Source organism: Arthrobacter sp. SAFR-044 (assembly GCF_059414985.1).
On record NZ_JBPFDN010000011.1, the window covers coordinates 97,030 to 112,099 of the forward strand.

Annotated in this window: 15 protein-coding genes and 2 riboswitches; of the genes, 8 read left to right on the plus strand and 7 right to left on the minus strand. The window is 67.0% G+C overall.

Going from position 1 to position 15,070, the window contains the following annotated elements:
- Positions 1 to 102 precede the first annotated feature (102 nt).
- From ACR65J_RS16735 to ACR65J_RS16755, 5 genes are all read right to left on the minus strand, one after another.
- Positions 103 to 603 (minus strand): HNH endonuclease, encoded by a 501-nt coding sequence (locus ACR65J_RS16735; RefSeq protein ID WP_440171190.1) that lies wholly within the window; start codon positions 601 to 603, stop codon positions 103 to 105.
- Positions 604 to 869: 266 nt separating this feature from the next.
- The gene (locus ACR65J_RS16740) at positions 870 to 1,637 is read right to left on the minus strand and encodes an NlpC/P60 family protein (protein ID WP_440171191.1); all 768 of its coding nucleotides are present in this window, start codon (positions 1,635 to 1,637) and stop codon (positions 870 to 872) included.
- A gap of 163 nt (positions 1,638 to 1,800) precedes the next feature.
- Positions 1,801 to 2,481, minus strand: coding sequence for a C40 family peptidase (locus ACR65J_RS16745; RefSeq protein ID WP_440171241.1), 681 nt, complete (start codon positions 2,479 to 2,481; stop codon positions 1,801 to 1,803).
- Between the two features lie 70 nt (positions 2,482 to 2,551).
- Positions 2,552 to 2,731, minus strand: a riboswitch (cyclic di-AMP (ydaO/yuaA leader).
- A gap of 128 nt (positions 2,732 to 2,859) precedes the next feature.
- Positions 2,860 to 3,675: a M23 family metallopeptidase gene (locus ACR65J_RS16750; RefSeq protein WP_440171243.1), complete on the minus strand. Its 816-nt coding sequence runs from the start codon at positions 3,673 to 3,675 to the stop codon at positions 2,860 to 2,862.
- Positions 3,676 to 3,687: 12 nt separating this feature from the next.
- Positions 3,688 to 3,917, minus strand: a riboswitch (cyclic di-AMP (ydaO/yuaA leader).
- A 116-nt stretch (positions 3,918 to 4,033) separates the two neighbouring features.
- The gene (locus ACR65J_RS16755; RefSeq protein WP_440171193.1) at positions 4,034 to 4,735 is read right to left on the minus strand and encodes an iron-dependent transcriptional repressor DtxR; all 702 of its coding nucleotides are present in this window, start codon (positions 4,733 to 4,735) and stop codon (positions 4,034 to 4,036) included.
- Between the two features lie 296 nt (positions 4,736 to 5,031).
- Here ACR65J_RS16755 and serC point away from each other — a divergent pair, with 296 nt between their 5' ends.
- Positions 5,032 to 6,162 carry a phosphoserine transaminase gene (gene serC / locus ACR65J_RS16760; RefSeq protein WP_440171195.1) on the plus strand — a complete coding sequence of 377 codons (1,131 nt, stop codon included), beginning with the start codon at positions 5,032 to 5,034 and terminating at the stop codon, positions 6,160 to 6,162.
- 111 nt (positions 6,163 to 6,273) lie between these two features.
- Here the strand turns inward: serC and ACR65J_RS16765 are convergent, their stop codons facing one another.
- Together ACR65J_RS16765 and ACR65J_RS16770 are read right to left on the minus strand one after the other, a co-directional pair.
- Positions 6,274 to 6,822, minus strand: coding sequence for a DUF3027 domain-containing protein (locus tag ACR65J_RS16765; RefSeq protein ID WP_440171197.1), 549 nt, complete (start codon positions 6,820 to 6,822; stop codon positions 6,274 to 6,276).
- Between the two features lie 6 nt (positions 6,823 to 6,828).
- Positions 6,829 to 7,212 carry a cold-shock protein gene (locus ACR65J_RS16770; RefSeq protein ID WP_018762148.1) on the minus strand — a complete coding sequence of 128 codons (384 nt, stop codon included), beginning with the start codon at positions 7,210 to 7,212 and terminating at the stop codon, positions 6,829 to 6,831.
- A gap of 224 nt (positions 7,213 to 7,436) precedes the next feature.
- Between ACR65J_RS16770 and ACR65J_RS16775 the strand changes: the two genes are divergently transcribed.
- The 7 genes from ACR65J_RS16775 (at position 7,437) to ACR65J_RS16805 (ending at position 15,057) form a co-directional block, all read left to right on the plus strand.
- On the plus strand, positions 7,437 to 7,670 hold the full coding sequence (locus tag ACR65J_RS16775) for a hypothetical protein (protein ID WP_440171199.1): 234 nt from the start codon (positions 7,437 to 7,439) through the stop codon (positions 7,668 to 7,670).
- Positions 7,671 to 7,680: 10 nt separating this feature from the next.
- Positions 7,681 to 10,158, plus strand: coding sequence for a helicase-associated domain-containing protein (locus ACR65J_RS16780; protein WP_440171201.1), 2,478 nt, complete (start codon positions 7,681 to 7,683; stop codon positions 10,156 to 10,158).
- A gap of 13 nt (positions 10,159 to 10,171) precedes the next feature.
- Complete coding sequence (locus ACR65J_RS16785; RefSeq protein ID WP_440171203.1) at positions 10,172 to 11,818, plus strand: DNA repair helicase XPB; 1,647 nt, start codon at positions 10,172 to 10,174, stop codon at positions 11,816 to 11,818.
- A gap of 46 nt (positions 11,819 to 11,864) precedes the next feature.
- The gene (locus ACR65J_RS16790; protein ID WP_440171205.1) at positions 11,865 to 12,365 is read left to right on the plus strand and encodes a DUF427 domain-containing protein; all 501 of its coding nucleotides are present in this window, start codon (positions 11,865 to 11,867) and stop codon (positions 12,363 to 12,365) included.
- Between the two features lie 73 nt (positions 12,366 to 12,438).
- The gene (locus tag ACR65J_RS16795) at positions 12,439 to 13,149 is read left to right on the plus strand and encodes a response regulator transcription factor (RefSeq protein WP_056331118.1); all 711 of its coding nucleotides are present in this window, start codon (positions 12,439 to 12,441) and stop codon (positions 13,147 to 13,149) included.
- A gap of 2 nt (positions 13,150 to 13,151) precedes the next feature.
- On the plus strand, positions 13,152 to 14,663 hold the full coding sequence (locus tag ACR65J_RS16800) for a sensor histidine kinase (protein WP_440171207.1): 1,512 nt from the start codon (positions 13,152 to 13,154) through the stop codon (positions 14,661 to 14,663).
- A gap of 106 nt (positions 14,664 to 14,769) precedes the next feature.
- Positions 14,770 to 15,057, plus strand: a complete 288-nt coding sequence (locus tag ACR65J_RS16805) for a WXG100 family type VII secretion target (protein WP_440171209.1) — start codon at positions 14,770 to 14,772, stop codon at positions 15,055 to 15,057.
- Positions 15,058 to 15,070: the final 13 nt, after the last annotated feature.

A 15,070-nucleotide genomic window follows, 5' to 3' on the forward strand; every position in this document is an offset into this window, starting at 1 on the left:
GCCAAAGCCGCAGACCGGGGCTGGATCATAGGGTCAGGTGACCGGCAGGTGGCCGGGGAGCGCCTTGGCCACACGGGGCAGGTGGTGATGCAGCGCAGGTAATCAGGCAGCGCGCTCCGGCAGCAGGAACGGATCCCAGGCGGGCGTCGGCTTCTCAAGCTCCTTGATCTGCCAGATCATTCCGTGCGGGGGTTCAGGAACGAACCGAAGGGTCCAACCCATTTCAGCGGGAGTGTGGTCGCCCTTGACGTTGTTGCACCGCAGGCAGGCAGCCACCAGGTTCTCCCATGAATCGGCCCCGCCCCGTGACTTCGGGTGCACGTGGTCGATCGTGTGCGCGGCTTTGCCGCAGTAAGCACATTTATGCCCGTCGCGGCGGAGCACACCCCTGCGGCTGACTGCCGTGGAGTGGTTGTACCGGGGCCGGATGTAGCGGTTGAGGAGAATAACGGACGGGCGGCCCAGTACGTCGGTGGGGCCTACCACGGGGTCGTCCCCTTCGGCCACCACGCTTGCCTTGCCCGTGAGCACAAGCACCAGCGCCCGGCGGAAAGTGATTACCGCCAGCGGTTCATATCCAGCATTCAGAACGAGAGTGCGCATGCACTTACCTCTTCACGGCCGCACCCGTCAGGGGCACGAGGGCCGGCTGCCCCCGGCATGTCCGGGCTATGGATCGACATCACAAGAGTAAGCAAAGAAGTGCAGAATCGGGTAATCGCGGCCCCTGGGCCCGTTCCAGCCCCAAAGACAAGGACAGGCAGCCATGCGGGCGCGGAAGGCTCAAAACGAAAAGGACCCCCGCCTTCCGGCAGGGGTCCTTTGCTGCAATTCGTGGCCGACGCTGGTTCAGGCCGGCACGAAAAATGTTACCTTACGCGGATGGCAACGGGTCCGGAACCAACATTGGCACTGAAGACCACGGTGTCGTTGCCGTTGTAGCCGCCGTGCACGGCCATGCCATTTCCGGCGTAGACGGCAATGTGGGCCATGCCGCCGCCGCCATCAGCGTAGTACAGGAGGTCGCCGGGCTGGGCCTGGGACATGGGCACGGTGTCACCCAGTGACAGGTAGCCGGCAGGCCAGTCATGGAAGTGGATGCCAACGGCGGCCAAGGCGTTGGTCACCAGCATGGTGCAGTCCTGGTGCACGCCAAGCTGGGCATAGGCGGCGGAGAGAATGGCTGCACCCTTCCCGCTCGCGGAAGCCTGGGCTGCAGGAGCAGCCGGAGCAGCAGCGGTGGCAACCTTGGCCGTGACCTTGGGAGCGGCAGCGGGCTGGGCAGCAGGTGCAGCCTCCTGCACCTCCACCTGGGGCTCAGGCTCGGCGACGGGAGCCGGCGTGGTGGTGACGGCAGGCTTCTCGTAGCTGATGGCGATGGTGGAAGCCGCGGAGATAGGAGCATCAACGACCGATTCAACCTCCAGCTGGGATGCCGGAGCGGAATCGCGCTTGACGTTGGCGTCGGCAGCGTTCGCAGCAATTCCGCTGGTCAGGACCAGGCCGGAAGCCGCGGCGATAACAGCAGCCTGGCGGCCCATGCCACCGGCGTTGTCGCTGACAGCTTTGGCAATGATTGCGATCGAGTTGGTTTTGGTGACCTCGGCGCGGTGCCGTGCGGTAGCACGAGTCGTCATGAGTTCTCTCTTTCGTTTTTCCTTCGGACCGCGTGTAGGCAGGCAAAGGGAACTGGACGCGCCGGCATCTTGGGGGTACGCCGGCGCATCCCGAACGGGGATGTGGTTTCTAGCGAAAAGGCTTTGGGCAAAGAAATAGCCCTTGGAGCATGAAGTCCAAGAACTACTTGTTGAGGTGGTAGTACGACGAGGTACCGGTGGCTGCAGGCGAGTGCAGCAGCGTGCCCTGGGACGGGTTGAGTGCGCTGATCATCATGCCGTTGCCGACGTAGATGCCCACGTGCGCGCCGCCGTTCTGGACGACAACGTCGCCAGGCTGCGGGGTGGAGGTGGGGGTCATGATGTTCCACGCGTTGGTGCGGGGGATGCTGATGCCGGCCTGGGCGTAAACCCACTGAACGAACCCGGAGCAGTCCCAGCCGGTGACGGGGCTGGTGCCGCCCCACACGTAGGAGTGTCCGATGCCGGTGTAGGCGATGGCTGCAATGCCGGACGTTGCCGCGGATACGGTCTCTGCGGCTTTCGCGGCCGGGGCAGCGTCCTGGCCTGCGGTGGCCGTGGCAGCGCGTTCGGCCGTAGCGGTGGACTGGGTACGCACCGCTTCCACCTTTGGAGCGGCGGTGGTCTTGACGACGGGGCGCTCGAAGGAAACCGTGGCCGTCGGGGCGGCGGTGACAGCGAGGGCCGTCTGGGCCGAACCGGACTCGGTGGAGGCAGAGACACCAGCGGTGGTGTCTGCTGCGGTGGCCGGCAGGCCCATGCTCAGGATGAGGCCCGACGCCGCTGCCACAACGGCAGCCTGGCGGCCTACGGGCCCGGCATTTGCACTCACGGCCTTGGACACGGCGTCCAAGGGGCTGGTGCGAACCGTTTGCGCACGGTGGCGCGCAGAATTATGGCGTGAAGACACGAAGGTAGCCTCTCCCAATGCCTGCGAGGTGAGCTGTCGGATTCGGATGGGAGTCACCCGGCCACACTGCTTCCTGGGAAGCTCGTGACTTAACCCCAAGGCCTTCTGAACGTGAAGGCCAAAATTGGTTCCCCCGCCCCTGCCAGACGATGAAATGCGAACGGACCTTGAGCGGTGGCAGAGTTAGGCAATCCACTCAAGAGCGTCAACTTCGGAAAAGTTGACGCGAGTTAGACGGTACAGCAGTTTTCTTTCAATGTCACATTCAGGTCACAGCGCGTGGATGCGATCTGAGAGTGGTCAATCATTTGGTTACAGCCAGCCCATCGGGTCGACCACTTCGCCGTTGACCTGCACCTCGAAGTGCAGGTGGCAGCCGGTGGACGCCCCTGTCGTGCCGCTGAGCGCCACAACGTCGCCCCGGGAGACCGTCTGGCCCACCTTGACGTTGAAGGACGACAGGTGGTTGTAGGTAGTCTCGAGCCCGTTGCCGTGGTCGATGACCACCCGGTTTCCGCCGCCGAACTGGTGCCAGCCCGCGAAGGTCACGGTGCCCGTCGCGGCAGCAAGGACGGAGGTTCCGCACTGGGCCACGAAGTCCTGGCCGCGGTGGAAGTCCCCGGAGCCACCGGTGATCGGGCTCACCCGGTAACCGAAGGGTGACGCAGTGGTGAGCGAGGCCAGCGGCGCGGCCAGGGTACCGGCCGACGCGGCCCGCGTTACGGAACCGGCGGACTGGGCGCTCAGGAGTTGCTTCAGCTTCCCGTCGGGGTCGGCCTGGGTCACTACGGCTGAGCGGCTGAAGTCGATCTGGGCCCCGATATCAGCGGAAATCTGGGGACTGACGGCGGAGGCCGCCAACGGCGCGTTGCCTGACGCGTCCGTTGCCATGACAGGACTGGTGGCGGGCACCGTGACCGTCAGCACCAGGCCGGTGGCGGCCAGGGCGATTCCAGCTTTCTGGCCGATACCGCTGGCGGCGGCAAACTCCGTCACCTGCCGGAACGGACCCCGGCGCCGGCGCGCGTCGCGATGCAGATCACGGGGGCGCTCCGCTGCGACATCTTCGACAACCCGGGGTGCCGAAGGGGTGCCGGCCGCGCGGCGCCGGCCCCGGGAGGTCTGCATGGTCAAGAAGGGTTCCTCTCTGGAAAAGCCTGCGGAGTTAGCTGTCGGATTCGGGTCAGAGAGATCAAAGACCCGGCCCGTCAGGGCAAGCTTCTGCACAGGGGTGTTCCCGGAAGAATCCTTCACTGGAGAGGCTTGCTGCTGACGGACTTCACCCCAAGGCAGCCCCCCGCTGCCGTTTGTGGTTCCCCCGCCTCTGCCAGTAACGACTCGTGCACCCGATCCGCTGGCAGAGCTCGGCTCCGGATCGGGTAACGCTTAAGTATCAACGATTGGTTCCACTATAGGGCCTTAAGACCCTAGGTAACAATTCCGTTATCTTTGCGTGGAACGACGGCGCTGGGCTATAGGGCCCGCCTCAGGACCGGCGCATGGCGACAAAAACGTGGGCTGCAACCTCGGGCGGGAGCTCCAGTGCGCCTTCGATTCCGGAGACGCGCACGGAGATGTAATCCCCCACGCGCTCCAGGCCTACGGCAGCCCCGGGCCGGATTCCGCCTTCGTCCAGTTGCGCCAGCAGTTCCGGTTCCACCTGGATCGGTTCCGCCAACCGGCTGATGGTCACCACGGAGGCGGGCGCATAACTCTTCATTGCCTCGACCAGGCTGATGGCGCCGTCGGCCAACCCGGTGGCCGGCTGTCCGCCCAGCGCCGCGAGGCCGGGGATCGGGTTGCCGTAGGGCGATTCCGTGGGATGGTCCAGCATCTCGTAAATGCGCCGCTCAACACGCTCGCTCATGACATGTTCCCAGCGGCAGGCTTCGTCATGCACGTAGGCCCAGTCCAGTCCGATGACGTCGGCCAGCAGGCGCTCGGCCAACCGGTGCTTGCGCATGACTTCGGTGGCCCGCTTGCGGCCCGTATCCGTGAGTTCCAGGTGCCTGTCACCGGAGACGACAACCAGTCCGTCGCGTTCCATCCTGCCGATGGTCTGGGACACGGTGGGGCCCGAGTGGCGCAGGCGCTCGGCGATACGGGCCCGGAGGGCAACGATGTTCTCTTCCTCAAGCTCCAGGATGGTCCTGAGGTACATCTCCGTAGTGTCGATCAGATCCGTCATCCAGCTCAGCTCCTCGAGCGCAGTACCTTGCGTTGTCCCACCGTATCGCCTCTTGCCGCGAGGTAGTCCGGGGGCCAGCTTAGCCTATTTTGACTTTGTCCGAATAGCCGCGCCCCGGGCAGCCTGACAGCGTGCGGCGCGTCTCATTGTCTGGACTTTGATCCCTCCGGCTCCCGCCCCCACTGCCATTCAGGCAGAATGGGGAAGGCCCTGTTGCGCAGCCACTGCGCGCCACCGGCCACCTTTAACCCGCCCGTCCGGACCAAAGCTTTCGTCCCCGCCGAATTGGAGCACCTGTGAGCGACACCAGCATCACGATCCCCGCCGACCTCCTGCCCAAGGACGGGCGGTTCGGCGCCGGCCCGTCAAAGGTCCGCCAGGAACAGATCGATGCCCTGGCAGCAGCGTCCAAGACCATCCTCGGCACGTCCCACCGCCAGGCGCCCGTCAAGAACCTGGTTGGATCGGTCCGGGAAGGGCTGAACCAGTTCTTCCGCGCCCCGGAGGGCTATGAGGTAGTCCTCGGCGTCGGCGGCTCCACGGCGTTCTGGGACATCGCGAGCTTCGGGCTCGTCGAGAAGAAGGCCCAGCACCTGTCCTTCGGCGAGTTCGGCTCCAAGTTCGCCTCGGCCACCAACAAGGCGCCCTTCCTGGATGCCTCCTCGATTATCACGTCAGAGCCGGGCACGCGCCCTGCAGCCCGGGCAGAGGCCGGGGTGGACGTCTACGCCTGGCCGCAGAATGAGACCTCCACCGGCGTGGCCGCCCCGGTCCAGCGGGTAGCCGGAGCCGACGAAGGCTCCCTGGTCCTGGTTGACGCCACCTCCGCGGCCGGCGGCCTGGACGTGGACGTTGCACAGAGCGATGTCTACTACTTTGCCCCGCAGAAGAACTTTGCTTCCGACGGCGGCCTGTGGCTTGGCTTGTTCTCCCCCGCCGCCATCGAGCGTGCTGCACGGATCAAGGCCAGCGGCCGCTGGATCCCGGATTTCCTGGATCTCCAGACCGCCATCGACAACTCCCGCCTCAACCAGACGTACAACACGCCCTCGCTGTCCACGCTGGTCACGCTGGACGCCCAGGTCCAGTGGCTGAACTCCAACGGCGGCCTGGACTTTTCCGCAGCGCGCACAGCTGACTCGGCCGGACGCATCTACAGCTGGGCCGAGGCCTCCGACTTTGCCACCCCGTTCGTGGCCAAGGCGGAGGAACGCTCCAACGTCATCGCCACCATCGACTTCGACGAGTCGGTTGATGCCGCGGCTGTTGCCAAGGTCCTGCGCGCCAACGGCGTCGTGGACACTGAGCCCTACCGGAAGCTGGGCCGCAACCAGCTCCGCATCGCCACCTTCGTGGCCATCGAGCCCAGCGATGTCTCCGCCCTGCTGTCCAGCATCGACTACGTTGTGGGCGAGCTGCGCAAGTAGGTACGGCAGCAGCTACAGGTAACGTACGACGGCGCCGCCCGGGTTCTTCCCGGACGGCGCCGTTTTCGTTGTCGCCCGCAAGGGCTGGCCGGTTTCCCGGCAAAGGTGCGGTCAGGCTCCCGGCTGCGTGCCGGCGTCGTCCGTGGAATCCTCCGCCGCTTCCGCTGTTTCCTGGCCGTCCGCTGCAGGCCGGGCTGCTTCGGGGGCGGCTGCTTCCCCGCTGTCGGCTTCGGACTCCTGCTGCTGGTCCTCCTCCTGCTGCTGGTCCTCGGGGCGGACGCGTTCGGCCCACGGCACCCACTCGGGGGCGAGGATCGAATCCTCGGATGGAAGCAGGCCCAGCTCGTTGACGGTGACCACCTTGGAGCGCGAGTTGCGGGTCAATACCGCGTACCACTGCCATCCTGCGTAACCGGGCAGCCTGGACTCGAACAGGTGCGTGACCAGCCGGTCGCCCTCGCTCTTGGCCGCCAGGTGCGCGCCGACGGTCGCCGCCGGCGTGATGCCCTCCACGGCGGCCCGGGCAGTGTCCACCGCAGCAGCCAGGAAAGCATCCGGCTTGCCCGTGCGCCACACGGGCACGCCGGCCTTGCGCTTGGGCGGAGTCTTGGCAGCCTGCTCCTGCACTGGCGTGCCCGGCTGTTCAGAATCGGGAGTCATGGGCGCCTAAACGTCCAGCTCGTCGGCGACCTTGCGGAGGGCGGCAGCAATGGCCTTGCCCTTGTTGCCGTCCGGGTACTTGCCCTTGGACAGGGTCCCGGACAGGTTGTCCAGGACGGTCACCAGGTCCTGCACCAGGGGGGCGAGGTCCTTGGCGCTGGGACGCTTGGCCTTGGCGATGGAAGGGGTCTTGTCCAGTACCCGCAGGCCCAGGGCCTGGGCACCCTTGCGCCCGTCCGCCACTCCGAACTCCACGCGGGTGCCGGCTTTCAGCTCCGTAACGCCCTCGGGCAGCGACGACTTGGGCAGGAAAACCTCCTGGCCGTCTTCGCCCGCCAGGAACCCAAAGCCCTTGTCCTTGTCATACCACTTGACCTTGCCGGTAGGCACGTAATCAACCTTCTTCGTTCTGCTGTCATGAGACACGGCCCGCTGCCACCGCATCCGCATTGTTGTGCGGGTTCAGGGTATGGCAAACGTAAACCGTGTTGGTCTGTATGCTTCAAGGTTATCCTGCCGCATGGCCTATTGATGCGTTGGGCAGCGCTGTTCCGCCCCAGGCGCAAGGCCCCGGCTTTAACCCGCGCCGTTCCCGGCGCGGTAGCGTTGCGTCCATGACTCCCTCGCGTTACCGGCGGCCGCTGATGGTCCTCGCCGCAGTTGTTGCCGTGCTGTCCCTGATAGCCGTGGCAGCTGTCATGGCGCTTGCCTTCGCCGGCTCGGTGGCTCCTGCCTGGGTCACCTACACCGCGCTGTACGGCCTCCCGGTGGCATTCATCCTGATGCTCCTGCTGGTCCTGGACGGTGTTGCCGCCCGGCGGCGGGCGGGAAGGACGCAGCAGCGGTAACGTTGGACTGATGTCCCTCATTCGCGCGCTTGGCAAGGACCTGGAGGCACGCAGCGACGATTCGTTGCGTGCGCTGTTCGCCGCGCGGCCGGACCTCATTTCCCCTTCCGTTCCGGACTTCGCTGCCCTGGCGGCACGGGCCACATCCCGCGTCAGCGTCCAGCGCGCCCTTGAGCGGCTCAACCGGCCGCAGATGCAGGTCCTGGAGACCCTGCATCTGTGCACCAACACCGACACCGGGCACAGTGCCTCCGCTGAGGGGGTGCACAAACTAATCCACGGCTCCGCCCTGGCCACAGTCAACCAGATCCTGGGCACCCTGCAGGAGCTGGCGCTGGTGCACCCCGCCGCTCCCCCGCACGGCACCCCTTCCCCGGCCGCCGGCCAGCCCTTCTACCTTCCGGTGGGGTCACTCAAGGACGTGGTGGGAATCTACCCGGCCGGCCTGGGCCGCAGCTATACCGAACTGGTCCGCTTGCAACCCGCCTTCGCCCAGCGGGCGGTACAGCTGGTGTCCGAACTGCACCGCAGCGGGTTCGCAATCCACGAAGCCACCACGCCCATGGAGGCTGCCCTGGCCCTTCAGCACTGGACGTCCTCCCCCGAGGCACTGCAGGACATCCTCGCCGGCGCCCCGGAACGGACGACGGCGCTGCTCGCCAGGTTCCGGAACTGGGCCATGGGTGCCGTCCCCCAGGCACAGCGGAAAGCGTCGGTCACCACGGAGGGGGCCGACGTCGGGCCCGTTGACTGGCTCCTCGCCCGCGGGCTGCTGGTTCCGCTCGACGCCGCCCACGTGGAACTGCCCCACAGCGTGGGACTGGCCCTGCGCGGCGGCGCGATCATCAACGACTTCACCCTTGCGCCACCGGTCCCCGAGCTGGGCCGGACCACGGCCGCGCTGCGCCGGAATGCGGCCCTGAGCGCCATCTCGGACACCCTGCGGCTGGCCGCCGAGCTGCTCCACGCGGTCAAGGAACATCCGCTGGCAACGCTGCGCAGCGGAGGCGTGGGAGTCCGCGAAATCCGCCGCCTGGCCGAGCACCTGCGGGTTGACCAGGGCAGGGTGAACCTGCTGCTGGAGCTGTGCGGGCTGGCCGGCCTCATCCGGCTCGATGTCGACTCCTCATCATGGGTGCAGCCGCCGCAGCTGGAATGGCTGGTCCTTCCCCGGCAGGAACAATGGCTGTGGCTGGTGAACGCCTGGCTGGCCAGCGAGCGCGTGCCCTCGATGGTGGGCCAGCCGGTGAATTCGGCTCCGGGCACACCGGCCGGGCGCTCGGCGTCGGGAACCACCATCGCCGCGTTGTCCGCCGGAGCGCAGCGGCCCGACGCTCCCGTGGTCCGCAAGCGGATCCTCGAGATCCTGCACGAGCTCACCCAGGAGGCGCCTGCGGCCGACGGTGCGGCGCCCGTTCTGGACGCCGCCGCCGTCCTGCAGCGCGCGGAGTGGTCGCAGCCGCGGATGGCCAGGCGGTTCAGCTCGCTGATCCGCGGGGTCCTCGCCGAAGCCGAAATACTGGGCCTGGTGGGTTCGGGTGCCCTGAGCCAGCTGGGCAGCGCCATCGCCGAGGACAACCCGGATGCTGCCATTGCCATCCTGGGCGAGCACCTGCCTGCAGCCCTGAACCACGTGCTGCTGCAGGCGGACCTCACAGCCGTTGCGCCGGGCTACCTCGCCCCGGCCCTGACCGAAAAGCTCTTGGTCATGGCCGACGCGGAGGGCCAGGGACCGGCCACCATCTACCGGTTCTCCGCGGAGACCATCAAGCGGGCACTCGACCACGGCTACGACGCCTCCGGCCTGCTGGCGTTTCTCCGTGAACACTCGGCCACCGCCCTACCGCAGCCGCTGGAGTACCTGGTGGAGGACACGGCCTCCCGCCACGGCAGCCTCCGCGTGGGCCAGGCCGCCAGCTTCATCCAAAGCGACGATGAAGCGGCCCTGCGCGAGCTGCTGGCTGGACCGAAAGCCACCCAGCTGGGCCTGGTCAGCCTCTCACCCACGGTGGTGGCCTCCTCGTCGCCGCCGCGTGAACTCGCCGCCGCGCTTCGCAGCTTGGGCCTGTCCCCGTCCGTGGACGGGGCCGAACCGGTCACGCATCTGCGCCGCCCTTCCACGCCGCAGGAAACCTCCCGCCCCGTCTACACCGCCCCGCGGATGGCGCCCCCGGCGGAGGAAGTCGACGCCCAACTGGACGTCCTGCGGCAGGCGGGTGCCGGCGTCGGGCACCACCCCGGCACCGCTGCCGGCAGCGAGGCCGCGACGCAGCTGGGGCTTGAGGCACTGCAAAGGGCCATCCGGCTGAAGCAACGGATCCACATGAACGTGGTGGACAGCCTGGGGAATGCCAGCCAGGAAGTCGTTGTTCCGCTCTCTGTGAGCGGGGGCAGGGTCCGCGTCTTCGATCCTGCCAAGGACACGGAGCGGGTCCTGTCCGTGCACCGCATTATCGATATCGAGGCGGCAGAGGAACTGCGCCAGTGAAGGAATCCCCCGCGTGACCGACGGACCCCTGATTGTCCAAAGCGACAAGACCATCCTCCTCGAGGTGGACCACGAACTCGCCACCGAGGCCCGGCACGCCATCGCGCCGTTCGCCGAGCTGGAACGGGCACCTGAGCACATGCACAGCTACCGGCTGACCCCGCTTGGGCTGTGGAACGCACGTGCCGCCGGGCTGGACGCGGAAAAGGTGCTGGACGCGCTGCTGAAATACTCCCGCTTCCCGGTGCCGCATTCCCTGTTGATCGATGTCGAGGAAACCATGTCCCGGTACGGCCGGCTGCGCCTCGAAAAGGACCCCCGGCACGGGCTGGTCATGCGCACCGACGACTACCCCGTCCTGGAGGAAGTGATCCGGGCCAAGAAGATCGCGCCGCTGCTGGGGCCGAGGATCGACGGCGAAACGGTGGTGGTGCACGCCTCCCAGCGCGGCCAGCTCAAACAGCTGCTGCTGAAGATCGGCTGGCCTGCGGAGGACCTCGCCGGGTACGTGGACGGCACCCCGCACCTGATTTCGCTCAACGAGGACGGCTGGCAGCTCCGGCCGTACCAGCGCCTGGCCAGCGAAAACTTCTGGGCAGGCGGCAGCGGCGTGGTGGTCCTGCCCTGCGGCGCCGGCAAGACCCTGGTGGGCGCCGCGGCCATGGCCACCGGTTCCACCACCACGCTGATCCTGGTCACCAACACGGTGGCTGCCCGGCAGTGGAAGGACGAACTGCTCCGGCGCACCTCCCTTACCGAGGACGAGGTGGGTGAGTACTCCGGCGCCCTGAAGGAGGTCCGGCCGGTGACCATCGCCACCTACCAGGTGCTCACCACCAAGCGCGGCGGCATCTACCCGCACCTGGAACTGGTGGACGGCCACGACTGGGGCCTGATCATCTACGACGAGGTGCACCTCCTTCCGGCACCGATCTTCCGGATGACCGCCGACCTGCAGGCCCGCCGCCGGCTTGGGCTGACCGCCACCCTGGTCCGGGAGGACGGCCGCGAGGGCGAGGTCTTCAGCCTGATCGGGCCGAAGCGGTATGACGCGCCCTGGAAGGACATCGAGTCGCAGGGCTACATCGCCCCGGCGGACTGCGTGGAGGTCCGGGTGGACCTGCCCAAGGATGAGCGGGTTGCCTATGCCATGGCGGATGACGCCGACAAGTACCGTTTGTGCGCCACGTCGGAGTCAAAGACCCAGGTGGTGGAACAACTGGTGGCACGGCACTCCGGGGAGCAGCTGCTGGTGATCGGCCAGTACATCGACCAGCTGGATGACCTTGGGGAGCGGCTGCAGGCGCCCGTGATCAAGGGTGATACCTCGGTCAAGGTCCGGCAGAAGCTCTTTGATGCGTTCCGTACCGGGGAGCTGCAGACCCTGGTGGTGTCCAAGGTGGCCAACTTCTCCATCGACCTTCCCGAGGCCTCCGTGGCCATCCAGGTCTCGGGCTCCTTTGGGTCCCGGCAGGAGGAGGCGCAGCGGCTGGGCCGGCTCCTGCGGCCCAAGAAGGACGGCCGGGCCGCCCGTTTCTACTCCCTGGTGGCACGGGACACCCTCGACCAGGAGTTCGCCGCCAAGCGCCAAAGGTTCCTTGCCGAGCAGGGCTACGCCTACCGGATCATGGACGCGAAGGACGTGCACGCCTCGGAGTAGGAATCCGCCGGTGCGCACAGCAGCCGCCGGAGCGCACACTGGAAGCATGAGCATACGAGTCATTCCGGCTGTGCCCGGGCCGGGGCAGGAGTCCGTGTGGGACTATCCCCGGCCCCCGCGGATCGAACCCAGCAGTGAACGGATACGCATTGTTTTGGGCGGTGAGTTGATTCTCGATACGACCGATTCCCTGCGCGTCCTCGAAACCAGCCACCCGCCGGTGTACTACGTCCCCAAGTCTGCATTCGCCGCCGGCGCACTGGAGCCTGCCTCGGGCAGCAGCTTCTGCGAGTTCAAAGGCTCGGCAAAGTACCTGACCGTTCGCGGCGGCGGCAAGGAAGCGGACAGCGCCGCCTGGTCCTATCCTGACCCCGCGTCCGGTTTTGAGGCGCTCGCGGACCGGGTGGCCGTCTACCCCGGCCGGATGGACTACTGCGAAGTGGATGGAGAGCGGGTCAAGCCGCAGCCCGGCCGCTTCTACGGCGGCTGGATCACCGCCCGTGTGGTGGGCCCGTTCAAGGGCGAGCCGGGAACCATGGGCTGGTAACCGCAAGCCCATCTCCATCATGCTCACAAGCAATATCCAGACAACTCCCAGAGACTGGGAGCATGATGGGAGCATGAACAAGAACGGTCCAGAAGCCAGGCTGCTCGTCGTCGATGATGAACCCAACATCCGCGAGCTCCTCTCCACGTCGCTGCGGTTCGCCGGCTTTGAAGTGGTTTCCGCCGCAAACGGCCGCGACGCCCTCGCCGCGGCCGACACCCACGCCCCTGACCTGGCCGTGCTGGACGTCATGCTCCCCGACATGGACGGCTTCACCGTGACCCGGCGGCTTCGCGCCTCGGGCAAGCACTTCCCCGTTCTCTTCCTGACCGCCAAGGATGACACGGAGGACAAGGTCACCGGCCTGACGGTGGGCGGCGATGACTATGTCACCAAACCCTTCAGCCTCGACGAAGTGGTGGCAAGGATCCGGGCCGTGCTCCGCCGCACGCAGCCCCTGCTCGACGACGACGCGGTCATCCGCGTGGACGACCTCGAACTCGACGACGACGCCCACGAGGTGCGGCGCGGCGGCACCGTCATTGAGCTCTCCCCCACCGAGTTCAAGCTCCTGCGCTACCTCATGCTCAATCCCAACCGGGTCCTGTCCAAGTCGCAGATACTGGACCACGTCTGGGAGTACAACTTCAACGGCGACGCGTCCATCGTGGAGTCCTATATCTCCTACCTGCGGCGGAAGGTGGACATCGACCCCGAGGCGCCGGCCCTGATCCAGACCAAGCGCGGCGTGGGCTACGTCCTGCGGACGGCTGAAAAGCGCTGACCTTGCTGAAGCGGTGGAAGTCGGCCTCACTCAGGTCGCAGCTGGTGGCCATGATCATGGCCCTGCTGATTGTGGCCCTGACGGTGACCGGCGCAGTGACCCTGACACTGCTGCACAGCTACCTCCAGGGCCAGGTGGATGACAAACTGAACGCCGCCGTCGACTCCGCCCGGAAACAACGCTCCTTCACCCAGCTGCAGGCTCCCAGTTCCATACCCACCGACTATTCGCTGATGCTCTTCGCTCCGGGCGAGCAGCCGTACACGTTCGGCGGCGATCCCGACGACCACCCGGATATCAGCTCCATGACCGTGGAGCAGGCGCAGGCCCGCGGGCTGGCCCCCTTCCAGGTCCGTGGGACGGACGGGGAGAACTGGCGCGTAGTGGCGGTGACGGTCCAGAACGGCCAAAGCACTGCCGTGGTGGTGATTGGGCTGCCGTTGGAGAGCGTGGACGACGTCCTCAAGCATGCCACCCTGGTGGTCACCGGGGTAGGCCTGCTGACGCTGCTGCTGGCATCGCTCATTGCGAGCTGGACCGTGTCGCGTTCCTTCCGGCCTCTTGCCCGGGTTGAGAAAACGGCCGCCGCCATTGCCGCGGGCGACCTCTCCCGCCGCGTGGAGGTGGAAAACCCCACCACCGAGCTGGGCCGGCTGAGCAGCTCCCTGAACGCCATGCTGGCCCATATCGAGACCGCGTTCGCAGCGCGGACCGCCTCGGAAGCAAGGATGCGCCGCTTCGCCGCCGACGCCTCCCACGAGCTGCGCACTCCGCTGGTCACCATCCGCGGTTTCTCCGAGCTGTACCGCCACGGCGCCCTGGCAACGGATGAGGACGTGGCCACGGCCATGGGCCGGATCGAAAGCGAAGCCAAGCGCATGGGGTCCATGGTTGAGGATCTGCTCCTGCTGGCGCGGCTTGACGAGCAGCGTCCCCTGCAGCAAAAGCCGGTGGACCTGCAGCTCATCGCCCACGATGCCGTGGTGGACACGCAGGCCAGTGACCGTTCCAGGGTGATCTCGCTGACCGGGCTCGACGGCGGACCGGCGGCGCCTTCCCCGGTGCTCGGCGATGAGGCCAAGCTGCGGCAAGTGGTGGGAAACCTCGTGGGCAATGCCTTGCGCTACACCCCCGAAGGCAGCCCCATCGAACTCGCCGTCGGAGTCCGCAGGACTGACGGCGGGGAGCGGTCCGTCATCGAGGTGCGGGACCACGGACCCGGCATCTCGGAAGAGGACGCAGCCAAGGTCTTTGAACGCTTCTACCGGGCGGATACGTCCCGCACCAGGGAGACAGGAGGCAGCGGCCTTGGGCTCGCCATCGTGGCGGCAATCGTGGGGTCCCACGGAGGCTCGGTGCGGGTTGAGAAGACCGACGGCGGCGGCGCCACCCTGGTGGTCAGCCTGCCCCGGCGCGAAGACGCGCCACGGGAGGGCAGCGTGGACGGACAGGAAGCATCCGCCGGCAGTACCGCAGGCGCCAAGGGCAGCGACGGATCGGTTATCCACATATAGCCAACCGGCCATCGCCCAGGCCTGCCGCTGCTCCGTAGGCTCGTCCCAGCAGCCGGGAACCCCCGGGCGCGGGGCGCTCCGCCCGCCGAATCCGAAAGGCACAGCCATGAGCATCATTTCCGTCGACACAGAATTACTGCAGCTGAAGTCCGCCAACGTGCAGGCAACCGTGGACCGGATCAGCGCGGACGTGCAATCCATGAAGCGCGGACTGGACGAGCTGCAGGGTTCGTGGCGGGGTGCCGCAGCCACCAACTTCCAGGCGCTCGTGACCGAGTGGACCATCACCCAGGGCAGGGTGGAGGCATCTCTCGCCTCCATCAACGCGGCACTGGCGTCCGCCGCCGCCACCTATGCCCAGGCGGAGCAGGGAAACGCGCAGCGGTTCAGCTGACGCCATGGCCTGA

Excerpts from the sequence above, each read along its gene's own strand:
- ACR65J_RS16765 (WP_440171197.1), bottom strand. The coding sequence starts at position 6,822 with ATGACTCCCGATTCTGAACAGCCGGGCACGCCAGTGCAGGAGCAGGCT.
- ACR65J_RS16790 (WP_440171205.1), top strand. The coding sequence starts at position 11,865 with ATGAGCATACGAGTCATTCCGGCTGTGCCCGGGCCGGGGCAGGAGTCC.
- ACR65J_RS16755 (WP_440171193.1), bottom strand. The coding sequence starts at position 4,735 with ATGACGGATCTGATCGACACTACGGAGATGTACCTCAGGACCATCCTG.
- ACR65J_RS16740 (WP_440171191.1), bottom strand. The coding sequence starts at position 1,637 with ATGACGACTCGTGCTACCGCACGGCACCGCGCCGAGGTCACCAAAACC.
- ACR65J_RS16775 (WP_440171199.1), top strand. The coding sequence starts at position 7,437 with ATGACTCCCTCGCGTTACCGGCGGCCGCTGATGGTCCTCGCCGCAGTT.
- ACR65J_RS16795 (WP_056331118.1), top strand. The coding sequence starts at position 12,439 with ATGAACAAGAACGGTCCAGAAGCCAGGCTGCTCGTCGTCGATGATGAA.
- ACR65J_RS16750 (WP_440171243.1), bottom strand. The coding sequence starts at position 3,675 with ATGCAGACCTCCCGGGGCCGGCGCCGCGCGGCCGGCACCCCTTCGGCA.
- ACR65J_RS16735 (WP_440171190.1), bottom strand. The coding sequence starts at position 603 with ATGCGCACTCTCGTTCTGAATGCTGGATATGAACCGCTGGCGGTAATC.
- ACR65J_RS16805 (WP_440171209.1), top strand. The coding sequence starts at position 14,770 with ATGAGCATCATTTCCGTCGACACAGAATTACTGCAGCTGAAGTCCGCC.
- ACR65J_RS16780 (WP_440171201.1), top strand. The coding sequence starts at position 7,681 with ATGTCCCTCATTCGCGCGCTTGGCAAGGACCTGGAGGCACGCAGCGAC.